Below are 24226 nucleotides of genomic sequence, written 5' to 3'. Positions count from 1 at the left end.
TGGCCGCGCACCTGAGCTTGGTGGACGTGGTCAAGCGGTTCGGCGCGACTACCGTGGTGGACGGGGTCTCCCTGGACATCGAGGAAGGGTGTTTTTTCACCCTCCTCGGCCCCTCGGGCTGCGGGAAGACGACCCTGTTGCGGATCGTGGCCGGGTTCCACCTGCCGGACGGGGGCGACGTATATTTGCGGGACCGCCGCATCACCCAGCTGCCCCCCCCACACACGCGGGACGGCTATGGTCTTCCAGGAGTATGCCCTGTTTCCCCACATGACGGTGGAGGAGAACGTGGGCTACGGCCTGCGGATGCGCCGCGTGCCCCGGACGGAGGCGCGGGAACGGGTGCACCAGATCCTCGATCTGGTGGGCCTTACCGGGCAGGAGCGCAAGTACCCCCACCAGCTAAGCGGAGGCCAGCAGCAGCGGGTGGCCCTCGCCCGCGCATTGGTGGTGGAACCCGAGGTGCTGCTGCTGGACGAGCCTCTGAGCAACCTGGACGCGAAGCTGCGTCTCCGGGTCCGGGAGGAGTTACGGGAGCTCCAGCGCCGACTGGGGCAAACCACCATTTACGTCACGCACGATCAGGAGGAGGCACTGGCCCTGTCGGACCGTATCGCGGTGATGAACGACGGGAGAATCCTGCAGGTGGGGACACCGGAAGACGTGTACCTCCGACCCCGCAACCGGTTCGTGGCAGAGTTCGTCGGACTCGCCAACTTCCTCGAGGGGCGGTGGGTAGGGCCGGGACGGTTTGAAACCGGCGGTGTGGTGCTGCAGGTGGCCGACGTGGGAGCCCCGGGGGCACGGGCGGTGCTGGCGGTCCGGCCCGAAGAGGTCCGTGTCCACGTGGACGCGCCCGAGGGAAGCCCCAACCTCCTGCGCGGCCACATCCGGTCCATCACCTTTTTGGGCTCGGTCCGCCGATGCACGGTGGAGACCGACGGGTCGCGGTGGTTGGTGGACGTGCCGCGGGACCTGCGGCTACAGACCGCGCAGGAGGTGTACGTAGACGTGCCCCCGGACCGATTGCGGGTGGTGGAAGGAGCCTAGAAGGCTGGGGAGACCGGTCTTGGGAATCCGGAGGGCACAAGTTACCCCGCACCCTTGCCTGGATTCAGAATTCCATCAGGATCCAGGAGGGCTTTGATCCGCCGCATCCACTCGCGCGCCGGCCCATGCTCCACCTCCAGGTACTTCCGCTTGCGCAGCCCCACCCCATGCTCCCCGCTGGCCGTCCCGCCCACCTCCAGAGCCCTGCGCACGAGCCGTTCGCTGTAGGCCTCCGCCCGATCGTACTCCTCCGGTCGCACCGCCACCAGCACGTGGAAGTTGCCATCCCCCACGTGCCCCACGATCCTGCCCGGCAGCCGGAACTCCCGGAGTAGGGCCTGGGCGAAGGCCACCATCTCGGGCAGTCGGGAGAGCGGCACCGCCACATCCGTGGTGAGGAACCGGTGGCCGGGGAACTGGTGCGTAAATGCCCAATACGCCCGGTGCCGGGCCTCCCACTGGGCCGACCGCTCCTCCGGTGTGCGGGCCACGTCCAAAGACGTCGCCCCGCAGCTGCGCACCAGCTCCAGCGCGGTCTGTGCTTCCTGGCGCATGGCCGCTTCGCTGCTGGCGTGGAACTCCACGAACAGGGCCGGCTGCTCCAGGTAGTTGCGGTGGAGGAAGGCGTTGATGGCCGCCATGGCCGCCGCATCCAGGAGCTCCAGCCGGGCCACGGGCAGGCCCGAAGCCATGAGGGCGTACGCAGCCTGAGCGGCTTCCAGCACGGAGGGGAAAAATGCGCGCACGGTGTGCACATGGACAGGTAGGGGGTGGAGGCGCACCACCAGGCGCGTGATCACCCCCAGGGTCCCCTCCGAGCCGATGAACAGGTCCTTCAGGTCGTATCCGGAACTTGTCTTGCGCACGCCCCGTCCCAGCTCCAGCACCTCCCCGGAGGCCAGCACCACCTGGAGGCTCAGGACGTTCTGCCGCATCCCGCCGTATCGCACCGTCATGGTGCCGCTGGCGTTGGTGGCCGCCATCCCCCCAAGCGTTGCCTCGGCCCCGGGGTCCACGGGGAAGAAGAGCCCAGCCCGCCGCACGGCCCGGTTGAGAGCCACGTAGGTGACGCCGGGCTCTACCACCGCGAGGAAATCCTCGGGCCGCACCTCCAGGATCCGGTTCATGCGGGAGAGGTCCAGGCTGATGGCGGCTCCCAATGGGACCAGGGCGCCTTCCAGGCTCGTGCCGGCCCCAAAGGGAATCACGGGCACCCGGAACGCCCGCGCCACCCGCAGCACCGCCTGCACATCCGCCAGCCGCTCCGCGAACGCCACGGCCACGGGCGGCCGCGCCTCCGGGTACCCCTCGTCCCGGCCGTGGGCGTCCAGCACGGAGTCCGTGGTGCTGACCTTCTCGGGCCCCAGGGCCTCCCGGAGAGCTCCCACCACCCCGCACTCCATCTCTTCCCTCCGCCTTCCGGCCCATTGTAGCGCGGGCCCGGCTGGAGCCGCGCCTCAGGAAAGGTCTGCAGTGTTTGACACGACCCCCGGGTGGTCCTACCATGGTCCTACCAAACGTTCGGTAGACACCGTGGTCCAAAGCTTGGTCCGTCCCCGCCACGAGGAGCTTCTGGCCGCGGCGGTGCGGCTGTTCCGGGAGCGCGGGTACCACGCCACCTCCATGCAGAACCTCGCGGAGGCCCTCGGGATCCAGCGGGGAAGCCTCTACCACTACATCGCGGCCAAGGAGGATCTGCTGTGGGAGATCATGGACCGGGCCATGTCGCGTCTGATGAGCGCGGTAGAGCCCATCGCCAGAGCTCCCTCCTCCGCCGCCCGTCGCCTCCAGGACGCCATCGCCGCCCACCTGGCGGTGGCCGCCAGCCTCCGGGATGAGCTCACCATCCTCCACGTGGAGCTGAAGTCCCTCTCTCCGGCACGCCGCCGGGAGATGGTGGCACGCCGGGATCGGTACGAAGCCCTGTTCCGGGAGGTCCTGGAGGAGGGTGTTGCCCGCGGGGAGTTCCGGGAGGTGGACGTCAAGGCCGCCAGTTTCGCCCTCCTCGGGGCCTGCAACTGGTTCACCCAGTGGTTCCGGCCGGACGGCCCACAGGGGCACGCCCACTTCGCCCGGTGGTTTTCGGACCTCTTCCTGCGGGGGCTGGAAAGGAGGGAGGCATGAGGGTCGCCATCCAGCGCGCCGCGGTGTTGGGGGCCGGGACCATGGGGTCGCAGCTCGCGGCCCTCTTCGCGAACGCGGGGGTCCCGGTGCTGCTGCTGGACATCCTGCCCCCGGAGCTCTCCGAGGAGGAGAGCAGCGACCCGGAGGCCCGCGACCGGCTGGCCCGGGAAGGGCTCGAGCGTGCCCTCCGCATGCGGCCCGCGGCCTTCACGGTCCCGGAGCGGGCGCGGCTGGTGGAGGTGGGCAATCTGGAGGACGGCCTCCCCCGCATCCAGGAGTGCGGCTGGGTGGTGGAGGCGGTGGTGGAGGATCTGGCGGTAAAGCGGGCGGTGCTGGAGCGCGTGGAGCGGTACTGGAAGCCCGGGATCGTGGTGAGCACCAACACCAGCGGCCTCCCCGTCCGGGAGATGGTGCAGGGGCGCTCGCCCGCCTTTCGGGCGCACTTCCTCGGCACCCACTTCTTCAACCCACCCCGCTACCTGAGGCTGCTCGAAGTCATCCCAACCGAGGACACCGATCCGGAAGTGCTGCGGTGGGTCGAGGAGGTGGCCCACCGCCGTCTTGGCAAGGGGGTGGTGCGGGCGAAGGACACGCCCAACTTCATCGCGAACCGCATCGGCACCTTCGCATTCCTACACACGGTGCGGGTGATGGTGGAAGAAGGACTCTCCATAGAGGAAGTGGACGAGCTCACCGGCCCCGTGCTGGGACGGCCCCGCAGCGCCACCTTCCGCACCGCGGACCTCGTGGGCCTGGACGTCCTGGCTCACGTGGCCCGCCACGCCTACGAGCGACTAGGGGGAGACGAGGCCCGAGAGGTGTTCCGTCTGCCGGAGTTCCTCGAGGAGATGATCCGGCGGGGATGGCTTGGGGAGAAGACCGGAAAGGGGTTCTATCGTCGGGAGGACGGGGAAATGCTCGTCCTCGACTACACCACCCTGACCTACCGGCCGCGGAAGCGGCCGCACCTCGGGAGCGTGGAGCTGGTGCGGGGCATGGACGACCTTCCCCGCCGGCTGCGGGCCCTGCTTGCCTCCGGCGATCGCGCGGCGCGGTTTGTGGAACGGATTCTCCTGGGCGTGCTGGCGTACACCGCCCGCCGGATTCCGGAGATCGCGGATCAGGTGGTGGACGTGGACCGGGCCATTCGGTGGGGGTTCGGGTGGGAGCTGGGACCGTTCGAGCTGTGGGACGCCCTAGGGGGGCGGGAGCTCGTCGGCCGCCTGGAACGCCATGGCATCCCCGTTCCCCCCCTCGCGCGGGACGTGCTGGAGCACGGAGAGGGGACGTTTTACCGGCGGCGGGACGGTATGCTCGAGGTCTTCGATCCCCTGCAGAAGGCGTACCGTCCGGTTCTCTGGCCTCCGGGGGTGATCGTGCTCTCGGAACGAAAAGCGCAGGGTGCCGTGGTGGCCAGCAACGCGGGCGCGAGCCTGGTGGACCTGGGGGATGGCGTAGGCTGCGTGGAGTTCCACAGCAAGCGCAACGTCATCGGAGAGGATACTCTGGTGATGCTGCACCGGGGCCTGCGGGAGCTCGGGAACCGGTTTGAGGCCTTGGTGATCGGCAACCAGGGCCCGGACTTCTCCGCGGGCGCCAACCTGGCGTTGCTCCTGCTGGAGGCCCAGGAGGGGAACTGGGACGAGCTGGAGCGGGCGGTGCGCACCTTCCAGCAGCTCAACTTGGCCATCAAGTACGCCCCCGGACCCGTGGTGGTGGCTCCGCACGGTCGCGTGCTGGGGGGAGGGTGTGAGCTGGTGCTGCACGCTCCTGCGGTGCAGGCGGCGCAGGAGACGTATCTGGGGCTGGTGGAGGTCGGAGTAGGCCTCATCCCCGCGGGCGGCGGGACGAAGGAGATGGCCCTGCGGGCCTCCGAGCGCCTCCCGGAAGGGATGGAGGTGGACCTGTTCCCCCTGGTGCGGTACGCCTTCGAGACCATCGCCCTTGCGCGGGTGGCCACCTCCGCGGAGGAGGCCCGGAGGCTGTGGTACCTGCGGGAGGGGCACGGGATCACCGCGAACCCCGACCGGCTCCTGGCAGACGCCAAGCGGGTAGCCCTGACCCTGCTGGAGACGGGGTACCGGCCGACCCTGCGCCGGAAGATCCGGGTGGGCGGGGAGCGGGTGCGGGCTGCCCTGTGCGCGGGGTTGTACAACCTGCGGGTAGGCGGACAGATCACGGACTACGACGAGCACATCGGACGCAAGCTGGCGTACGTGATCACGGGGGGAGATGCTCCGGAGGGCACGTGGGTGGAGGAGGAGTACCTGCTGGATCTGGAGCGGGAGGCGTTTTTGAGCCTGTTGGGGGAGCGGAAGACCCAGGATCGGATTCGGCACATGCTGAACACCGGAAGGCCCCTGCGCAACTAGGAGGGGAGACCATGCGGGAAGCGGTGATCGTGACCGCGGTGCGATCCGCGGTGGGTAAGGCTCGCCGGGGCACGCTGAAGGACGCGCGGCCGGACGAGCTCGCCGCCCAGGTGATCCGCTCCGCTCTGGAGCGCACCCCGGGGCTGGATCCGCGGGAGGTGGACGACGTCATCCTGGGGTGCGCGTTCCCCGAGGGCGAGCAGGGGTTCAACGTGGCCCGGGTTGCCGCGCTGCGGGCGGGGCTGCCGGAGTCCGTCCCCGGGGTTACCGTGAACCGGTTCTGCGCTTCCGGACTGCAGGCCATCGCAGAAGCTGCCGCGCGGATCCGCGCAGGCTGGGCGGAGGTGGTGGTGGCGGGTGGGGTGGAGAGCATGAGCCTCATTCCCATGACGGGGTGGCGTTTCGCCCCGCACCCAGGGCTTGTGGAGAGCTGGCCGGAGGTGTACCTCTCCATGGGCAACACCGCAGAAGTGCTGGCCCGCAGGTTCGGAGTTTCGCGGGAGGAGCAGGACCGCTACAGCCTCGAAAGCCACCGCCGGGCTGCGGGGGCGATCCGGGAGGGCCGGTTCCGGGAGGAAATCGTGCCCGTGCGGGTGCGGCGGTGGACGGAGGCAGACGGACGGCCGCGGGCCGAGGAGGTGACCTTCGAGGTGGATGAGGGCGTGCGCCCCGACACCTCCCTGGAGGCTCTGGCGAAGCTCCCCCCCGTCTTCGCGAAGGAAGGGACCGTGACCGCGGGCAACTCCTCCCAGATGAGCGACGGGGCCGCCGCGTGCGTGGTGATGAGCGACCGGAAGGCGCAGAGCCTGGGGCTGCAGCCCCTGGGGGTGTTCCGGTCCTTCGCGCTGTCTGGGGTGGCTCCCGAGCTGATGGGGATCGGTCCGGTGGAGGCCGTGCCCAGGGCATGCCGGCTCGCGGGGATCGACCCCTCGGAGGTGGACCTCGTGGAGCTCAATGAGGCGTTCGCGGCCCAGACGCTGGTGGTGATGCGCCTGCTGGAACTGGACCCTGCCCGCACCAATCCCAACGGCGGGGCCATCGCCCTGGGGCACCCGCTCGGCGCCACGGGCGCCCGGCTTACCGCCACCCTGCTGCATGAGATGCGCCGGCGCGGCGTCCGCTACGGAATCGTCACCATGTGCGTGGGCGGAGGTATGGGAGCCGCAGGCGTGTTCCTACGGCCTTAGGAGGTGAGGGAGATGGAGGCCAAGGCGGCGCTTCCCGGAGGGGGGTTTCTCCTCGCGCGCACACCCCCGGAGGCGGTGTTCACCCCGGAGGACCTGGGGGAGGAGCACCACCTGGTCCGACGGACCGCATCAGAGTTCTTCCAGCGGGAGGTCCTGCCCCGCGTGGAGGAGATCGAGCACCAGAACTGGGAGGTCACCCGGCAGCTGCTGCGCCGGCTGGGGGAGCTGGGATTTCTGGGCGTGGGGATCCCGGAGGTCTACGGCGGCAGTGGCCTCGATCACCTCACCTCCCTGGTGATCGCGGAGGAGATCTGCGTGGGCTCCTTCCCCGTGACCTTCGGGGGGCACGTGGGCATCGGAATGCTGCCCATCGCCTTCTTCGGCACGGAGGAGCAGAAGCGTCGCTACCTCCCGGCCATGGTCCGGGGCGAGAAGATCGGAGCCTATGCCCTCACGGAGCCCACGGCGGGATCGGACGCCATGGCCATTCAGACCCGGGCGGTGCTCAGCCCCGATGGCCGCCACTACCTCCTGGTGGGCCAGAAGCAGTTCATCACCAACGCGGCCATCGCGGACGTGTTCATCACCTACGCGAAGGTGAACGGTGAGCACTTCACCGCCTTCATCGTGGATCGGGACACGGAGGGCCTGAGCCTGGGAGAGGAAGAGCACAAGATGGGAATGAAGGGGTCCAGCACCCGCAGCGTGTTCTTCGAGAACGCTCGGGTGCCCGTGGAGAACCTCCTGGGAGAGATCGGCAAGGGACACCGCGTCGCCTTCAACATCCTCAATCTGGGCCGGTTCAAGATCGGAGCCTCCTGTGCGGGCGCGGCGAAGTACGCCCTGCAGCTGGCCACCAAGTACGCCCTGCAGCGTGTTCAGTTCGGTCGGCCCATCGCGGAGTTCGGACTCATCCGCCAGAAACTGGCCCGCATGGCGGTGGAGATCTACGCCACGGAGAGCATGGTGTACCGCACCGGAGGGCTCGTGGAGGGCTCCATCGGCGGCATCCGGGACGGAGCGGAGGTGGTACGGGCCCTGGAGGAGTACGCCATCGAGTCCTCCATCAACAAGGTCTTCGCCTCGGAGATGCTGGGCCGGGCGGTGGACGAGCTGGTGCAGATCTACGGCGGCTACGGGTACATCGAGGACTACCCCGCGGCCCGGGCCTACCGGGATGCCCGCATCAACCGCATCTGGGAGGGGACCAACGAGATCAACCGGCTCCTCATCGTGGACATGCTCAGCAAGCGTGCCCAGCGGGGACGTTTGGACCTCCTGGCAGCAGTCCAGCGGGTGGCAGAGGGGCTCACGTCCCCGGAGGGGTTGGAGGCCCCCGGGGAGGGACCGCTCGCGGAGGAGGCGGCCCTTGTGGAGGGGATCAAACAGGTGGCCCTGCTGAGCACCGGGGTGGCGGTGCGGAGGTACCTGATGGAACTGGAGGAGCAGCAGGAGATCGTGGGGTGGCTGGCGGATCTCGCCATGGAGGTCTTCGCCGCGGAGAGCGCGGTGCTGCGGGCCCAGAAGGCTATGCTGCGGCAGCACCCGCGCTCGTCGATCCATGCCACCCTGGCCCGCGCCTACCTCCACCTGAGCCTGCCTCGGGTGGAGGCCACCGCACGGAGCATCCTCGCCGCGTCGCAGGAAGGGGACGAGCTGCGCACCGCGCTCGCGGGGCTACGCCGGCTGCTGCGGTACACGCCCGTGAACCTCGTGCGGCTGGGGCGGGAGGTGGCACAGGCCGTGGTGGCGGCGGAGGGGTATCCGCTGTGAGGGGGTGAGGGGATGGCGGTTCAGGCGGAGGCGGGGTTTGAACGGCCTTGGATCCGGTTCTACGATCCCGGGGTTCCGGCCACCCTAGGGTATCCGGATCTCCCGCTCGGGGCGCTGCTGCGGGAGGCGGCGCGGAAGTACGGGGACCGCACCGCTTTGGTGTTCTTCGGCCGGCGCATCTCCTTTCGGGAGCTCGATGTCCTCACGGATCGGTTCGCCGCGGGCCTCCAGCGGCTTGGAGTGCACAAGGGAACCCCCGTCTCCTTGCATCTTCCCAACTGCCCCCAATTCGTGATCGCCTACTACGGGATCCTCAAGGCGGGCGGGGTGGTGGTTCCCCACAACCCCCTCTACACAGAGCGGGAGATCGCCCATCAGCTTCAGGATAGCGGGGCGGAGGTGGCCATCACCCTCTCCCTGATGTACCCCAGGGTGGCGGCCGCATCCCGCACAAGCCGCGTGCGGGAGATCGTGTACACGGGGATTCACGAGTACATGCCCCCGCTGCTTCGCCTGCTGTATCCCCTCAAGGCCCGACGGGAGGGGCAGTGGGTGGAGGTCCCGCGGAAGGCAGGGGTCCGGCCGTTTGGGGAACTGGTGCGGGATGGAGCCCCGCGGCCTGTGGAGGTGGCTCCCGACGACCCCGCGGTGTACCTGTACACCGGCGGGACCACGGGAACGCCTAAAGCCGCGGTGCTGACCCACCGGAACCTCGTCTGTAACTGCCTCCAGACCGCGGCGTGGAACAGCGACTTCCGTCCCGGGGAGGAGCGGGCCCTGGCGGTGATTCCCTTCTTTCACAGCTACGGGATGACCGCGGTGATGAACTATGGGATCTGGAGCGGGGTGACGGTGATCCTACTCCCTCGGTGGGAGCCCCGGATGGTGCTGGAGGCCATCCGCAGATACCGGCCCACCATGTTCCACGGAGTCCCCACCATGTACATGGCCCTGCTCGGCAACCCCGAGCTTGCGAGGTACGACCTGCGCAGCATCCGGGTGTGCATCAGCGGGGCCATGGCCTTGCCCCAGGAGGTGCAGCGGCGGTGGGAGGAGGCCACGGGCGGCAGGCTGGTGGAGGGCTACGGGCTCACGGAAGCCTCGCCCGTCACCCACTGCAATCCCATCCTCGGCCATCGCAGGCCCGGCAGCATCGGGGTGCCGCTGCCGGACACGGATGCCCGGGTCGTGGACCCGGAGACCGGGGAGGAAGTGCCGCCGGGGGAGGTGGGGGAGCTCGTGGTGCGGGGGCCGCAGGTGATGCGGGGCTACCTCAACCGACCGGAGGAGACCGCGGCGGCCCTGCGGGAAGGGTGGTTGTTTACGGGCGATATGGCGTGGCGGGATGCGGATGGCTTCTTCTATATCGTGGACCGCAAGAAGGAGATGATCAACGTGGGCGGGCTCAAGGTGTACCCGCGGGAGGTGGAAGAGGTCCTGTATCGCCACCCCGCGGTGCAGGAGGCTGCCGCGATCCCCGTACCGGACCCGGAACGGGGAGAAGTGGTGAAGGCCTTCTTGGTCCTCCGGCCGGGGATGCAGGTGAGCCCGGAGGAGCTGATTGCTCACTGCCGACGGGAACTCGCGCCCTACAAGGTCCCCCGGATGGTGGAGTTCCGGGACCAGCTCCCGAAGAGCCTTATCGGAAAGGTTCTGCGCCGGGTCCTCGCGGAGGAGGAGCGGGCCCGGGCCGCGGGGGCTTGAGGCGCCCGCGGGGATGTTCCGCTCCCGGTTCTGGGCTGCCCTCCACCGCCACCGCCGCCGGTACCTCCTCGGATACGCGGCCGCCCTGGGCTCCATCGGCATGGCGCAGCTCGCCCCCTGGATCCTCAAGGCCGCGGTGGATGGGATCCAGAGGGGGGAAGGCCGCCTGCTGGAAGCCGCGGTGGGCCTGGCGACGGTTGCCCTCCTGGAGGCGGCCCTCAGCTACGCCATGCGCATGCAGATCCTCGGAGCAGCGCTCTGCATTGAGACCGAGCTCCGCCGGGAGCTCTTCCAGCACCTGGAGCGCATGGATCCGGCTTTCTTCCACCGGTGGCAGACGGGAGACCTCATGGCCCGGGCGGTGAACGACCTCCGGGCGGTGCAGCGGTTTGTGGGAATGGGCCTCATGCGGGCCGTGCACACTGCGGTGATGGTGGCCCTCTCCGTGGCCTTCATGCTGCGCATGAGCACCTTCCTCACCCTCTCCACCCTCCCCGTCCTCCTCCTCATCCCCGGGCTGTTTGGAATCCTGGGCCGGGAGATCCGCCGGCGGTTCGAGGAGGTCCAGGCGCTCTATGGCCGCCTCTCCTCCCGGGCACAGGAGAACTTCAGCGGCATCCGGGTGGTGAAGGCCTTTGCCCAGGAGGAGGCGGAGGTGGCGCGCTTCCGGAGGGAGAGCGAGGCGCTCGCCCACGCGAACGTGCGGCTCAGTCGCATCCAGGGTCTTTTGTGGCCCGCAGTAGGCTTCCTCCTGGGCGGGTCCGCGGTCCTCCTGTTGTGGATTGGGGGAGGGGAGGTGATCCGGGGACGCATCACCCTGGGCCAGCTGGTGCAGTTCTCCTACTACCTCGCCCGCCTGAGCTTCCCCGTGATCGCCACGGGGTGGGTGCTGAGCCTGTGGCAACAGGGTCGGGCGTCCATGGAGCGCCTGGAAGAGATCTTCCGGATCCGGCCCGCCATCGCGGACCCGGAGGATCCCGTGCGGCTGGAGACCGTGCGGGGGGAGATCGAGTTCCGGGACGTGTGGGTCTCGTATGAGGGAAGGCCCGTGCTGCAGGGGATCAGTCTGAGGATCCCTGCAGGGAGCACGGTGGCCATCGTGGGTCCCACAGGTTCGGGCAAGTCTACGCTTCTCCTCCTGATCCCGCGTCTGCTGGATCCCACCTCCGGACAGGTCCTGCTGGACGGGGTGGACCTCCGGCGGCTGCCGCTCCGGACCGTGCGGGAAGCCGTGGGACTCGTGTCCCAGGACCCGTTTCTCTTCAGCGACACCCTGTGGGAGAACATCGCCTACGGGGCGGACTCCGGGGACGGAAAACGGGTGCAGGAGGCCGCCCGGATCGCCCGCCTGGTACAGGATGTGGCCGCGTTCCCCCACGGATTCGAGACGGCGGTGGGGGAACGAGGGGTCACCCTTTCCGGCGGCCAGAGGCAGCGGGCGGCTCTGGCCCGGGCCCTGGCCCGGGATCCCCGGATTCTGATCCTGGACGACGCCCTGAGCAGCGTGGACGCCCAGACAGAGGAGGAGATCCTGCAGGCCCTGCGGCCGGTGCTGCGGTCGCGGACGGTCCTGCTCGTCTCCCACCGGGTCTCCACCCTTCGGGACGCGGATCGGATCGTAGTCCTGGACGGCGGCCGGATCGTGGAGCAGGGCACTCCGGAGGAACTGCTGCGGCGCGGGGGGATGTTTGTGGAGCTCTACGAGAAGCAGCGGTTGCGGCAGGTTCTGGAGGCGGAGGAACCGTGAGCGGACGGCTGGCTGAGGAGGAGCTCCTGGATCGGCCCTACGACCACCGGCTCCTGCGGAGGCTGCTGGCCTACATGCTTCCCTACCGGACCACCGTGGCCGCAGCGCTCGTGCTCCTCCTCCTCGCCTCCCTGCTGGAGCTGGCGGGCCCGCAGCTGTACCGGATTGCCATCGACCGGGCCATCGTTCCTTCCCTGGAGCGCGGTACCGTGGATCGGGGGACCCTCTCCGCCCTCGCCCTCCTCTACCTCCTCGCCCTGGCCGCAGGCTTCGGCGCCCGGTGGCTGCAGCACTACCTGATGCAGACGGTGGCCCAACGGGCCATGGCGGAATTGCGTTCGGAGCTCTTCTCCCACCTCCAGCGGCTGCCCCTGCGCTTCTACGAGGGAAACCCCGTGGGGCGGCTCGTCACCCGGGTGACGAGCGACGTGGAGACCCTCAACGAGCTGCTCACCTCAGGTCTGGTGGCCGCCTTCGGGGACGTGCTGACCCTGGTGGGCATCATGGCCGCCATGCTCTGGCTGGACGTCCGCCTCGCCGTGGTCGCCTTCTGCGTGCTCCCCTTGGTGTACGGGGTCACGGGTCGGTTCCGCGGGCAGGCTCGGGAGGCGTACCGGGCGGTGCGAACACAGCTGGGCCGGATCAATGCCTTCCTCAACGAGCACATCAGCGGGATGCCCGTGGTCCAGCTGTTCACCCAGGAGGACCGGGCCTTGAGGCGCTTCGATGCCCTGAGCCGGGATTACCTGGACGCAAGCCTGCGCTCCCTCGCGGCCCTGGCCCGATTCTACCCCGCGGTACACTTCCTGGGCGTCCTGGCCGTGGCCCTGCTGATCTGGTACGGGGGCGGGCAGGTGATCCGGGGCGTGACGACCCTGGGAGTACTGGTGGCCATGATCCAGTACGCGGAGCGTTTCTTCGAGCCCGTGCGGGAGCTCGCGGACAAATTCAACCTCCTTCAGCAGGCCATGGCCAGCAGCGAGCGCATCTTCCGGCTGCTGGACGAGCCCGTGGCGGTGCAGGACCCCCCAAGCCCTGTACTGCTCGAGCGGGTGCGGGGGGAGATCGAGTTCCGGGACGTGTGGTTCGCATACGGGGAGGCTCCGGTGGACGGGGACGGTGCGGGATGGGCCCTGCGCGGGGTGTCCTTCCGCATCGCGCCGGGGGAGCACGTGGCCGTAGTAGGCTATACGGGAGCGGGCAAGACCTCCCTCGTCAACCTCCTGCTGCGGTTCTATGATCCCCAGCGGGGGCAGGTGCTCCTCGACGGGGTGGACGTCCGGCGGATGCGGCAGCGGGACCTGCGGCGGCACGTGGGGCTGGTCCTGCAGGACACTTTCCTCTTCAGCGGCACCATCGCGGACAACATCCGGTTGTTCAATCCGGACATCCCGGATACCCAGGTGGAGGCCGCGGCACGGTTGGTGGGCGCAGATCGGTTCATCGACCAGCTCCCGAACGGCTATCAGACGGAGGTGGGCGAGCGAGGGGTGCGGCTCAGCGCGGGGCAGCGGCAGCTGGTGGCCCTGGCCCGCGCCCTCGCCTACAACCCGGAGGTGCTGGTGGTCCTGGACGAGGCTACGAGCAACGTGGACACGGAGGCCGAGGGACTCGTCCGGGAGGCCCTGCGGGGAGCTCTCCGGAACCGCACCGTGCTCCTCATCGCGCACCGGTTAAGCACCGTCCAGCATGTGGACCGGATCCTGGTGCTGCACAGGGGCCGCGTGGTGGAGGAGGGGACCCATGCGCGGCTCCTGGCCCGGGACGGCATCTATGCCAAGCTGTACCGGTTGCAGGCCCATCCGGTCCCGGGGGGGATCCGATAGGGGGGGAGGAGGGAGGATGCACAGCGAGCAGGAGATCCTGACCCGAATCCGAGCCATCATCGGGGAGGCGGTGGCGGAACGGCGCGGCCTGGTGGCGTACACCCAGCTGGGAGCCGCGGAGATGGACCAGCTGGCCCGCCAGACGGAGCGGGAAGCCCTGGAGCGGGTGGCGGCGCTCCTGCCGGAAGCGGCCTTTCGCCCGGAGCTGGTGCAAATCCGGGATGCCCTCGCGGAGATGCAGGCCGCCCTCGCGGACCTCGAGGCCCGGACGGACATCCGCGAGAGCTCCCGCCGCCTCGCCCGCGACGAGGTAGTCTGGCAGACCTTCGAGCGCGTCCTGACCCTGCTGGGGTACGGGGAGGTCTAGCGGCGACGCCGGCCGCCCCTCTTGGCCCTGGTGTTCCGCTTGAGATCCGCGAGGCGCTCCTGGCTCTCGCGCAGGAACGCCCGCAGCTTTTCCTCGAAAGTGGTGCGGTGGTACTGCGCTCTCGTCCGTTCCTCCGGCGGGAGGGCCTGTCGGAGGGAAAGATCCAGCCGGCCCCGTGCATCGGTGCCGAGAACCTTCACCCGCACGCGCTGGCCCTCCCTCAGGTACTCCCGGACGTCCCGGACAAAGGTATCCGCGATCTCGGAGATGTGCACAAGCCCCGTGCGGCCGTCGGGCAGGGTCACGAACGCACCGTAGGTTGCAATCCGGGCGACAGTACCCTCCAGGATCTGCCCGGGCTCCGCCGCAACCCGCAGCTCAGGGTCCATGGCCCCAAACGCCCCCCCATCGAAGGGCTTCGTGCCACCAGTGTAGGGTGGCGGAGCCGACCCGTCAACGCGCCACCGGTCAAGCAGCGAGCGCAGAAGGCAGCGCCCATTCTGCCTGCTCCGTGAGCGCACGCCCACGGCCGGTGGCCCGGTGAACACCTCCACCGCCTGTTCTCTCTGCTCGATCCGGTAGACGATCCACGCTTTTCAGCCTGGAGCCTGCGGCGCAACGGGTCTGGGGATGACGACGTCTACGGGCCCACCGCGAAGTCCAGCACCTGCGGCTGCACCAGACGCTCGTAGTCTGCGTAGCGCATGCGGATGGTCTCCCGGTGGGTGCCCGCGTTGAACACGATCTCCGGATCCCGGGTAAGGGAGCGGTCCACATACACGGGGATCCCGTAGAGGTACCCGAACGGCGGCATGGCCCCCACCTCGCAGTCGGGGAACACCTCCGCGAACTCCTCCTCGTGCGCGAGCCGGGCGGAGGCGGCTCCCATCTCCCTGCGGAGCCGCTCCAGATCCACCCGGTACGGAGCGGGCAGGACCAGCATCACGAGCCGGTCGTCCACCTTCGCCATCACCACCTTGGCCACCTGGTAGCCGCTCACGTGCAGCTGGGCCGCCACCTCCTGCGCGGTGTACGCCACAGGGTGTATCATCACCTGGTAGGAAATCCCTGCCTCCTCCAGCATCCGCTGGAGCCGCTCCCGGCACAGCATCCTTCCCCCTCCTTTCGGCCCGCCTCCGGGCACCTCCAGGTTGGCACAGGATCGGGCCCGCACGCCACCCGTGCTTAAGAATCCTCCCGCGGATTCTCGTCGCACATCCGCTCCAGGGCGTCCAGTTGCGCGGGTTCCCCGATGGCCAGGAGTCGGTCGCCTTGCTGGAGGATCTCCTCCGGTCCCGGATTGCGGATCTCCTGGCCGTCCGGATGGGTGAGGGCGGCAACCAGGGCGCCCGTCCGCTCCGCGAGCCGCGCCCCGCGCAGGGATCGGTGGATCAAGTCCGGGTTGCGCACCACCACCTCCCGGACCTGCAAACCCTCCGGGAGCCCCTCCATCCGCAGGGCCTCCGGCCAGTGGGCTCTGGCCCGCTTGAGGTACGCCCTCCCCGCCTCGTGATCTATGCCGAGCCGATCCAGGCTGTGCCGAACCATGGTGAGGGCCGCCTCCACCTCCGGCTGGATCACCTCCGTGGCACCGGCTTCGAGGAGGAGGGCCCGGTGGCGGGATGCGTGGACCCGGGCGAGGATGGGCAGGTTCGGGTTGAGCTCCCGCAGGGCCCGCACGCACCGGTACGCGGCCCCGAAATCGGGGACGGCCACCACCGCCATCCGCGCCCGCTCCGCCCCCGCCCGCCGGAGCGCAAGAGGGTTGCCGACTTCGCCGAACACCGCCCGTGCCCCACGGGCCCTGGCAGCCTGGAGGGCCTCGAGGTCCAGGTCCACCACCGCGTACGGGATTCCGAAGGCGTCCAAAGCGTCTGCCACCTCCCGGCCCACCCGGCCGAATCCGCACAGAACCACGTGTTCGGTCAGGCGGTCCGTTCCCCGGCCCACCACCCTCGGGGTCACACCGTGCATCCCCACCATCCGCTCCATCCAGCCGGGGCGGTGGCGGAAGGCCGCGGCGTTGAGGAGGATGGTGAGGAGGGAAGCGGCGAGCACAGCCTCGTACAGGGACTCGGGGAGAAGGCCCTGCGCGCGGGCTGTGCCCGCCACCAGGTACGAGAACTCCCCCATCTGCGCGAGGCCCACCCCGCACACCGCCGCGATCCCGCGGGGGTAGCCCGCGGCCCGCACCACCACGGCCCACACCAGGGCGTTCCCCACGGCCACCAGGAGCACCAGTCCCAGGATCACCCCAGCCTGCTCCACCAGGGTCGCGGGGTCCAGCAACATCCCCATGGAGACAAAGAACACGGCCACGAACACGTCCCGAAGCGGCAGCACCCGGCTCAGGGTCTCGTATGCGAACTCCGATTCGCTCACCACCAGCCCAGCCAGAAACGCCCCCAGGGCCAGGGAGAGCCCCATATGGGCGGTGAAGGCCGCGGTCCCCACCGCCAGGGCAACCACCGCCAGCAGGAAGAGCTCCGCGCTGCGGGTGCGGGCGATCCGGGCGAGAAGGTGGGGCACCGCGCGCCGGGCCAGCCACAGAAGCGGCAGCAGGACCACCGCGGCCTGCAGGAATCCCCGGAGCAGGAGATCCGCTCCTGTCTGGCCCGCAGGGGCGAGGGCGGGGAGGATCGCGGGCACCAGCACCACGATGAGATCCTGGGCGAGGCTGATGCCCATCAGGATCCGGCCGTGCAAGGATCCCAGCTCGTGGCGATCCTGCAGGAACTTGAGGAGGACCGTGGAACTCGCCACGCTGAGGGCTACGCCCACCGCGAGACGGGAAGGGAGCGGCCAACCCACGAGGGCGCCGAATCCCGTGGCCATCAGCACGATGGCGGCCATGCCGAGGGGCGTGCCGTACAGGGCCACCCGCCGGACCCGCCACAGATCCTGAAGGGAGAACTCCAGTCCCGCACAGAAGAGCAACAGGATCAATCCGATCTGGGCAAAGAGCTCGAAGGTCTGAGGGGCGCGGAGGGTGGGTCCGGGAGTGGCGGGTCCCACCAGGACGCCCGCGAGGATGTACCCTACCACGGGCGGTGCGTGCAGGAGGTGGGCGACCAATCCTCCCGCCACCGCCGCGCCCAGGAGCAGTCCCAGGTCCACAAAGAGGGTGCTCACACCTCTATCTTGGCATGCGGTTTGACGCCCGGAGGTCTGTCGGGTAGCCTGGGAGCGGTTTTGGCTGGGTGGTTTTCCAGCATCCCACCATGGAGAGTGCGCTGGCCTGGATTCCGCTCCTCCCCGTCCTGGGGGGACTAATGGCCTCCGCCACAACGCCCAGAAGTGCGGGCTGGGTGAGCCTGCTGGTCTCCATGGCGACCCTGGCCTCCGTGGGGAGTCTTGTGCCCCCGGTGGCGGAGGGGCGTGCGATAGAGGTCTCCCTGACGTGGTTCCCGGGGATCGGCGTGTGGTACGCCCTGCGGGCCGATGGACTGGGCGTGCTGTTCAGCCTACTGGTGGCGGGGGTGGGCGTGCTCATCATCCTGTACGCCATGCCGTACATGGCACACGAGCGACGCACACCCGCCTTCTTCGCTTTCCTCCTGCTCTTCATGGGGGCCATGCTGGGCGTGGTGCTGGCGGACGACCTCGTGGTCCTGTACGTCTTCTGGGAGCTCACCTCCCTCAGCAGCTTCCTCCTCATCGGGTTCCACCACGAGGAGGCTCAGGCCCGACAGGCAGCCCTCCGGGCTCTGTTGGTGACGGTGGTGGGAGGGCTGGGGCTGCTGGGCGGGGTGGTGCTCCTCGGGGCTGTGGGCGGGAGTCTGCAGCTCTCGGAGCTGGAGCGGCACGCGGATCGCATCCGCACAAGCCCCCTTTATCCCTGGATCCTGGGTCTGGTCTTCCTGGGGGCCTTCACCAAGTCCGCCCAGGTCCCGTTCCACTTCTGGCTTCCGGGCGCCATGGTGGCGCCCACGCCCGTGAGCGCCTACCTCCACTCCGCCACCATGGTGAAGGCCGGGGTGTTTCTGCTCCTGCGCCTGGCTCCCCTCCTGGGCGGCGCAGAAGCCTGGCGCGAGGGACTTGTGCCCGCGGGGATCGTGACGTACCTCTTCGCGAGCCTTTTGGCCCTGTTCCAGGACGATCTCAAGGCCCTCCTGGCCTATGGAACCGTGGCCTCCCTGGGGCTCGCCACCGCCCTCGTGGGCTCCGGGAGCCCCGAGGGCATGTTTGCCGCTATGGCCTACCTCCTTGCCCACGCGGCATACAAGGGAACACTGTTCCTGGTGGCGGGGGCGGTGGAGCACGAGGTGAAAACCCGACGGATCTCGGAGCTGCGGGGCCTTGCCCGGCGGATGCCCCTCACCGCCGGCACCGCGGTGCTGGCGGTGCTCTCCCTGATGGGGTTTCCCGGGTTTGCGGGGTTTGTGGCGAAGCAAGCCGCGGAAAAGGCCCTGCACGGGTGGGTGCACGAGGCGGTGCTCGCAGGTGGGGTGCTCACCGCGGCCTACGGGCTCCGGTTCTGCAGCGTGTTCTGGGGAACGAGGAAAGCACCGCGGGGCCACGATGCCCCATGGCTCCTCCTGCCGGCTCTGGTGCTGGCCGCGGCCGGTTTCGTGCTCGGCCTGTATCCAGCGCTCTACGAACAGGCCCTTGGGTTCCTGCATCCGGAGGCGAACGTCTTCTCCGGGCTCACCGCGGAGAAGGCGGCCGTCCCGGTCGGGAGCGCGTTGCTGGGCGGGGTGCTGGCCCGGTGGGCCGCGCGCTTCCCCGCTCGCCTTCCGCTTCCCGGCGGGGAGGCGGCCTTCGAGGGGGTGTATGGGGGGGTGTTGGGTTTCGCCCGGTTCCTCACCCGTCACACGGTCACGGGCCGGCTCCGGGACTATCTCGCGGTGAGCCTCGTGATCCCCGTGGTGGGCGCGGGAGCCGTGCTCCTCTCCGAGGGGCGTTTTCCATCCGTCGGAATCCGGACGGCACCCTACGAGGGTGTGGTGCTCCTCCTGGGCCTGGGGGCGGTGGCCTTCACGGTCCTAGCCCGGAGTCTGGTGGCCCAGGTGGTGGCGGTCGGAGCGGTGGGCTATACCGTGGCGTTGCTGTACATCGGTCTGCGGGCCCCGGACCTGGCGTTGACCCAGATCCTGGTGGAGACGGTAACCCTGGTGCTATTTTTGGCCGTGGTCCTCCACCTCCGCCACCCCGAGGAGCCCACGCGTCACCCGGCCTGGGCCCTGGATCTCTTGATGGCCGTAGGAGTGGGCGCGATCACCGCGGCGTTTGCGGCCCTGATCCTTCCGGGACCGCCCGCCCGCCACCTCTTCTCGTACTTCGTGCACAAGGCTCCGGAGGCGGGCGGCCGCAACCTCGTGAACCTCATCGTAGTGGACTTCCGGGGGCTGGACACCCTGGGGGAGATCACGGTACTGGGAATCGCGGCCCTGGGGGTGCTTGCCCTGGCGAGCCGGCCGGGCACGCGCGTGGCGCACCACCTGGTGGCGCCCGTACGGTCCCTGATCCTCGAGACCGCGGTCCGGGTGGCCTCTCCCGCGGTGGCCGCGTACGCGCTGGTGCTGCTGGGAACGGGCCACTACGGGCCGGGAGGTGGGTTCGTGGCGGGCCTCATGACGGCCATGGCGCTCTTCGCCTGGGCCGTGGCCTTCGGGTTCGACGCCATCCCGCAGGACTGGCTGCGGCCGCTTGCTGCGGGGCTGGGGATCGCGTACGGCACCGGAGCCCTCACGGCAGCCCTGGGGCGTCCGTTTTTGACCCACGGCCCGGTCTTCCTGGGACCTGTGAAGACCACCACGTCGCTGCTGTTCGACTTCGGGGTGTACGTGCTCGTGGTGGCGGCCACGCTGAGCGCGGCCCGCACCCTGATCCTGGTGCGGCCCCGATGACGATCCTGTTGCCGCTCTTCGTGGGGTCCCTCTTCGGCGCGGGCACGTGGCTGCTGCTGGGCCGCTCCATCGTGCGGCAGATCATCGGGCTCGCCCTGATCGGCCACGGCGCCAACCTCATGATCCTCCTGGCCGGCGGGGTGCAGGGCGCAAGCGCCCCCATTCTGGGGAACCCTCCGCCCTTGGCGGATCCCCTCCCGCAGGCCCTCATCCTCACCGCCATCGTGATCGGGTTCGGAGTTCTGGCGTTCCTGCTGGCCCTGGGGTATCGCATGCACGCCTACGAGGAGGAGGATTCGTGAACCTGGCCATCGTGCCCGTGATCCTCCCCCTCGCCGTCGGTGCTTTGTGCGCGGCCCTGGAGTCCGAGCGGGTGCGGGAGCGGCTCAGCCTCGTGGGGGCTTTAGGTACCCTGGGGGCTGCCGTGTGGCTCGTGGGGATGGTGCGGCAAGGCGGAGTGGTGGTGCTCCGGGCGGGCGGCTGGCCCGCGCCCTACGGGATCACCTTCGTGGTGGACGGCCTGGGTGCCCTCATGTGCGGGATCAGCAGCTACGTGGCCACCGTAGCCCTGTGGTTCGGCCTGAAGGAAGCGACGCCTCGGTACCACCGGTACTGGCATGCGGGGTGGCATCTGCTTCTGGGCGGGATGAACGGGGCCTTCCTCACGGGAGACCTGTTTAACCTGTACGTGTTCTTCGAGATCCTTCTCATCGCCTCGTACTTCCTGCTGACCCTGGGGGCCTCGCGGGAGCAGGCCCGGGAGGCCTTCACCTACGTGGCCCTGAACCTCATAGCGTCCACCCTGTTTTTGGTGGCGGTGGGATTGCTCTATGCGGCCACGGGAACGGTGAACATGGCGGACCTGGCGCGCCGGCTTCCCAACGCTTCCCCCGCCCTCGTGCGGAGCGGGGTGGTGCTGCTCGCCACCGCCTTCGGCCTGAAGGCCGCCGTCTTCCCCCTGTATTTCTGGCTCCCGCACGCCTACGCGATCCCCCCGGGTTCCGTGGCCGCCTACTTCGGCGGGATGCTCACCAAGGTGGGGGTGTATGCCCTGTACCGGCTCTTCACCACCCTCTCCCCCCTGGGGGGGCCAGATCCCCTGTGGCTTGGGGTGGCCAGCTGCACCATGGTGTTTGGGGTCCTCGGGGCTTTGGCCCAGGAGGAGATCCGTCGAATCCTCTCCTTCCACATCGTGAGCCAGATCGGGTATATGATTCTGGGCCTGGCTTTGGGGACACGAGCGGGGCTGGCCGCGGGGATCTTCTACGTGTTGCACAACATCGCGGCGAAGACTGCCCTGCTGCTGGTGAGCGGCGCCGTGGAGCGGGTCTGGGGGACGGGGCACCTTTCTGCTCTCTCGGGTCTTGCCCGGATCCAGCCTGTCCTAGGAATCCTGTTCCTGATCCCTGCTCTCTCCCTCTCGGGGATCCCTCCCCTTTCGGGTTTCTGGGGAAAGATGGGGTTGCTGGTGGCAGGGGTGGCCGCGTACGGGGAGAGACCGAACCCCTGGATCCCCCTCGCCCTCTGGACGAGTATCCTCGTGAGTCTGTTGACCCTCGCATCCATGATGAAGATCTTCACGCAGGCCTTCTGGGGGCCGGTGTCTCGGCGCAGGAGGGCAGGGGGGGAGCTGCTGGTGCCCACCGCGGCCATGGCGGCCCTCACGGTCTTCTGGGGCCTGGGCGGCCGGTGGCTGTGGGAGCTCACCTGGTCTGCGGCCGGCCAGCTCCTGGACCGGGAGGGGTACTTCGAGGCGGTGCTGGGGGGAGTGAAGTGAGGCGGCTCGTGGGAGCCATGGGGCTTGCGGTGGTGTTCGCGTACGAGGTGGTGGCCGCCAATCTTGCCATGGCCGCCCTCATCCTGAACCCCCGCAGGAGGAACCGGCCCGGATTCGTCCGCTTCCCCCTGCGGGTGCGACGGCCTGCGGCCATCACGGCCTTGGCCAACGCCATCACCATGACCCCGGGCACCATGACCGTGGACGTGACTCCAGACCGTGGTGCGTTGCTGGTGCACGTCTTCGATCTGGAGGATCCGGAGGCCGTGGTGCAGCGGATCCGGGGACGGCTGGAGCGCTGGGTGGCGGAGGTGTTCGAGTGATCACGGCCGCGGCAACCCTTGCCATCGCGCTCCTGGTGGGCGCTTTGGGCTGCTGTGTGGTGCGGTTGGTGCTGGGGCCTACCTTCCCCGACCGCATCGTGGCCTCGGATACCCTCGTGCTGGTGGTGATGAACCTGGTGCTGACCCTGGGGGTGCTGTGGCGGACCCGGGACTACGCGGACGTTCCCGTGCTGCTGGCGGCCTTGGGGTTTGTGGGTACTGTGGCCGCGGCCCAGTTCATCCGGCGGGGAGGTCCCCTTGCGTGAGCTGGTGGTCTCCATCCTGCTGGTGGGCGGTGCCGCCTTTACCCTGATTGCGGGAATCGGGCTCTTACGGGCCCCGGACACCCACAGCCGCCAGCAGGTCTCCACGAAAGCAGCCACCTTCGGAGCCGCGGGAGCGCTGCTGGGTTCCCTCCTCTTCTTCGGCGGTGGGTTCCAGGAGCTGTTGGTGGCTGGGTTCCTCCTCCTCACCGTGCCCGTGGGAACCCACCTGCTCGCGAAGGCCGTCTACGAGCTGCATCACCACGGGAGGGGGGATCCGAAGTGGCCAGACTCCGAAGGGTCCTGATTGCGGGGCTATGGACCCTCCTCCGGGCAGCGCCTCCTCAAGGTGTTCGTGGTGAGCACGCCGAATCCCACCGTGGCGTTCCCCTGCAGGGGAGGAGACGGATGACGGGACCTGAAGAAGAGGTGCTGGTGGTACCTCGGGAGCGGCTGTTTGCGGGGGACTGCTTCGAGGGCCTCAGGTGGCAGGGACTTGCGGACTTCCTGGAACGGATCCGACGACACGGAACTTTCCGCCCCCGCGGGGAGGTGGAGGAGGATCCCTCGTGGAAGCAGATCATCCCGTACGCGGTGGTGCGCCGCGGGAAGGAGGTGTTTCTGTTCCGACGCACGGACCGGGGCGGGGATGCGCGGCTGCACCACCTGTACGCCCTGGGGGTGGGCGGCCACGTCAACCGGCAGGACACGGGGGATCCCCTGGAGGCGGGGCTACAACGGGAGCTCGGGGAGGAGCTGGAGTTCACGGCTCCCTGGCAGGCGCGGATGGTGGCGGTGCTCAACGACGAGAGCACACCCGTGAGCCGGGTGCACTTCGGGCTGGTGTACGAGGTGCGGACCGCGGGGGACGTGCGGGTGCGGGAGACCCAGACGCTGGTTGGCGGTTTCGTCCCCGTGGAACGCCTGCGGGACTACTATCCCTGGATGGAGAGCTGGTCCCAGCGGGTGGTGGAGGGGTTCAGGTGGTGAGTTCGTTCGAGCTCCCGGCGCCGGGACTACACCTGGAGCGCACCCTGAGCTGCGGCCAGACCTTCCGGTGGTCCTGGGTGGGGCGATGGGCCCGGGGGGTGGTGGGGCGCACGGTGCTGTGGCTGGACCCCATGCCAGGCTATCTGCGGGTTTACGCGGAGGGAGAGCCGCTCAGGCCGGAAGCGGTGCGGACGTACCTGTTGGGCAGAGGACCCGTGCGGGCGGCGGAGCGGCGGCTGTGCTTCGACCCCGTGCTCCGCCGGATCCTCCCCCTTACCCGCGGCATCTCCCTTCTCGTGCAGGACCCGTGGGAGGTCCTCTGCAGCTTCCTCATCTCCCAGAACAACAACATCCCCAAGATCCGCCTTAGCATCGAGCGGCTGTGCCAGGCGCTGGGAGAACGGATCTCGGCCCGGACGGAGGCGTTTACCTTCCCTTCTCCCGAACGCATCGCGGAGGCCCCCGTCCGGATCCTCAAGGGCGCGTCCCTCGGCTATCGTGCCTCGTACCTGCGGGCCACCGCCCGGATCGTGGCCGATCGGCTCGTGGACCTCGGGGCCCTGCGCCGTGCTCCTCTCGAGGAGGCGCGGGAGGCCCTCCTGGAGCTCCCCGGGGTGGGGGAGAAGGTAGCGGAGTGCGTGCTCCTGTTTGGACTCGGGCACCAGGAGGCGTTTCCCGTGGACGTGTGGGTGCGGAGGGCGGTCCTGGAGCTGTACTTCGGCGGACGTACCCGTACTCCACGCGAGATCCGGGTTTGGGCGCGGGAGCGGTTTGGGACGCTGGCGGGCCTGGCCCAGCAGCACCTCTACCACTTCGCCCGTACCTCCGGACGCATCCGGAGCGACCGGGGCGGGGAAGCGGTGTAGGGCCCGTG

Annotated in this window: 20 protein-coding genes and 1 pseudogene; 17 read left to right on the top strand and 4 right to left on the bottom strand. The window is 69.2% G+C overall.

Translation table 11 applies throughout. The annotated features are described in order from the left end of the window. Window positions 1–11: 11 nt before the first annotated feature. Window positions 12–1050, top strand: a pseudogene (locus N0A24_01195) (ABC transporter ATP-binding protein). A gap of 41 nt (window positions 1051–1091) precedes the next feature. Here the strand turns inward: N0A24_01195 and N0A24_01190 are convergent. Continuing rightward, window positions 1092–2453, bottom strand: coding sequence for an FAD-binding oxidoreductase (locus N0A24_01190; GenBank protein ID MCS7172025.1), 1362 nt, complete (start codon window positions 2451–2453; stop codon window positions 1092–1094). Window positions 2454–2583: 130 nt separating this feature from the next. Between N0A24_01190 and N0A24_01185 the strand changes: the two genes are divergently transcribed. Genes N0A24_01185 through N0A24_01150 form a run of 8 tightly spaced genes read left to right on the top strand, consistent with a single transcriptional unit; the run spans window position 2584 to window position 14150 of the window. After that, window positions 2584–3174: a TetR/AcrR family transcriptional regulator gene (locus N0A24_01185; protein MCS7172024.1), complete on the top strand. Its 591-nt coding sequence runs from the start codon at window positions 2584–2586 to the stop codon at window positions 3172–3174. After that, a complete protein-coding gene (locus N0A24_01180; protein MCS7172023.1) occupies window positions 3171–5546 on the top strand; it encodes a 3-hydroxyacyl-CoA dehydrogenase/enoyl-CoA hydratase family protein in 2376 nt (791 codons plus the stop codon). The genes N0A24_01185 and N0A24_01180 overlap by 4 nt, the downstream gene beginning before the upstream one ends. Window positions 5547–5557: 11 nt before the next feature. Beyond that, a complete protein-coding gene (locus N0A24_01175) occupies window positions 5558–6733 on the top strand; it encodes a thiolase family protein (GenBank protein ID MCS7172022.1) in 1176 nt (391 codons plus the stop codon). 12 nt (window positions 6734–6745) lie between these two features. Then, window positions 6746–8506: an acyl-CoA dehydrogenase family protein gene (locus N0A24_01170; GenBank protein ID MCS7172021.1), complete on the top strand. Its 1761-nt coding sequence runs from the start codon at window positions 6746–6748 to the stop codon at window positions 8504–8506. A 12-nt stretch (window positions 8507–8518) separates the two neighbouring features. After that, entirely contained in the window at window positions 8519–10210 is a 1692-nt protein-coding gene (locus N0A24_01165; protein ID MCS7172020.1) for a long-chain fatty acid--CoA ligase, read from the top strand. Window positions 10211–10223: 13 nt separating this feature from the next. Then, entirely contained in the window at window positions 10224–11957 is a 1734-nt protein-coding gene (locus tag N0A24_01160) for an ABC transporter ATP-binding protein/permease (GenBank protein ID MCS7172019.1), read from the top strand. Further along, complete coding sequence (locus tag N0A24_01155) at window positions 11954–13783, top strand: ABC transporter ATP-binding protein/permease (GenBank protein MCS7172018.1); 1830 nt, start codon at window positions 11954–11956, stop codon at window positions 13781–13783. The genes N0A24_01160 and N0A24_01155 overlap by 4 nt, the downstream gene beginning before the upstream one ends. 16 nt (window positions 13784–13799) lie before the next feature. After that, on the top strand, window positions 13800–14150 hold the full coding sequence (locus N0A24_01150; protein ID MCS7172017.1) for a hypothetical protein: 351 nt from the start codon (window positions 13800–13802) through the stop codon (window positions 14148–14150). Here N0A24_01150 and N0A24_01145 read toward each other — a convergent pair. From N0A24_01145 to N0A24_01135, 3 genes are all read right to left on the bottom strand, one after another. Beyond that, window positions 14147–14539 (bottom strand): S1 RNA-binding domain-containing protein, encoded by a 393-nt coding sequence (locus N0A24_01145; GenBank protein MCS7172016.1) that lies wholly within the window; start codon window positions 14537–14539, stop codon window positions 14147–14149. The two genes, N0A24_01150 and N0A24_01145, sit on opposite strands and share 4 nt — an antisense overlap. Before the next feature lie 251 nt (window positions 14540–14790). After that, on the bottom strand, window positions 14791–15258 hold the full coding sequence (locus N0A24_01140) for a YbaK/EbsC family protein (protein MCS7172015.1): 468 nt from the start codon (window positions 15256–15258) through the stop codon (window positions 14791–14793). 77 nt (window positions 15259–15335) lie between these two features. Further along, on the bottom strand, window positions 15336–17282 hold the full coding sequence (locus N0A24_01135; GenBank protein ID MCS7172014.1) for a cation:proton antiporter: 1947 nt from the start codon (window positions 17280–17282) through the stop codon (window positions 15336–15338). A gap of 140 nt (window positions 17283–17422) precedes the next feature. Here N0A24_01135 and N0A24_01130 point away from each other — a divergent pair, with 140 nt between their 5' ends. From N0A24_01130 to N0A24_01095, 8 genes are all read left to right on the top strand, one after another. Continuing rightward, window positions 17423–19999 (top strand): DUF4040 domain-containing protein, encoded by a 2577-nt coding sequence (locus N0A24_01130; protein ID MCS7172013.1) that lies wholly within the window; start codon window positions 17423–17425, stop codon window positions 19997–19999. Continuing rightward, window positions 19996–20301, top strand: a complete 306-nt coding sequence (locus tag N0A24_01125) for an NADH-quinone oxidoreductase subunit K (GenBank protein MCS7172012.1) — start codon at window positions 19996–19998, stop codon at window positions 20299–20301. Before N0A24_01130 ends, N0A24_01125 begins: the two co-directional genes overlap by 4 nt. Beyond that, the gene (locus N0A24_01120; GenBank protein ID MCS7172011.1) at window positions 20298–21776 is read left to right on the top strand and encodes a Na+/H+ antiporter subunit D; all 1479 of its coding nucleotides are present in this window, start codon (window positions 20298–20300) and stop codon (window positions 21774–21776) included. Before N0A24_01125 ends, N0A24_01120 begins: the two co-directional genes overlap by 4 nt. Beyond that, a complete protein-coding gene (locus N0A24_01115; GenBank protein MCS7172010.1) occupies window positions 21773–22099 on the top strand; it encodes a Na+/H+ antiporter subunit E in 327 nt (108 codons plus the stop codon). Before N0A24_01120 ends, N0A24_01115 begins: the two co-directional genes overlap by 4 nt. Next, window positions 22096–22365, top strand: a complete 270-nt coding sequence (locus N0A24_01110) for a monovalent cation/H+ antiporter complex subunit F (protein MCS7172009.1) — start codon at window positions 22096–22098, stop codon at window positions 22363–22365. The genes N0A24_01115 and N0A24_01110 overlap by 4 nt, the downstream gene beginning before the upstream one ends. Then, window positions 22358–22669, top strand: coding sequence for a monovalent cation/H(+) antiporter subunit G (locus N0A24_01105; protein ID MCS7172008.1), 312 nt, complete (start codon window positions 22358–22360; stop codon window positions 22667–22669). Before N0A24_01110 ends, N0A24_01105 begins: the two co-directional genes overlap by 8 nt. Before the next feature lie 101 nt (window positions 22670–22770). After that, window positions 22771–23352: an NUDIX domain-containing protein gene (locus tag N0A24_01100; GenBank protein MCS7172007.1), complete on the top strand. Its 582-nt coding sequence runs from the start codon at window positions 22771–22773 to the stop codon at window positions 23350–23352. After that, a complete protein-coding gene (locus N0A24_01095) occupies window positions 23346–24218 on the top strand; it encodes a DNA-3-methyladenine glycosylase 2 family protein (protein MCS7172006.1) in 873 nt (290 codons plus the stop codon). Before N0A24_01100 ends, N0A24_01095 begins: the two co-directional genes overlap by 7 nt. Window positions 24219–24226 lie beyond the last annotated feature (8 nt).

The sequence above is a fragment of the Armatimonadota bacterium genome, from assembly GCA_025059775.1.
Classification (GTDB): Bacteria; Sysuimicrobiota; Sysuimicrobiia; order Sysuimicrobiales; family Sysuimicrobiaceae; genus Sysuimicrobium.
The sequence above is the reverse complement of the archived record's forward strand: the minus strand, read 5'-3'. Positions and strand labels throughout refer to the sequence as shown.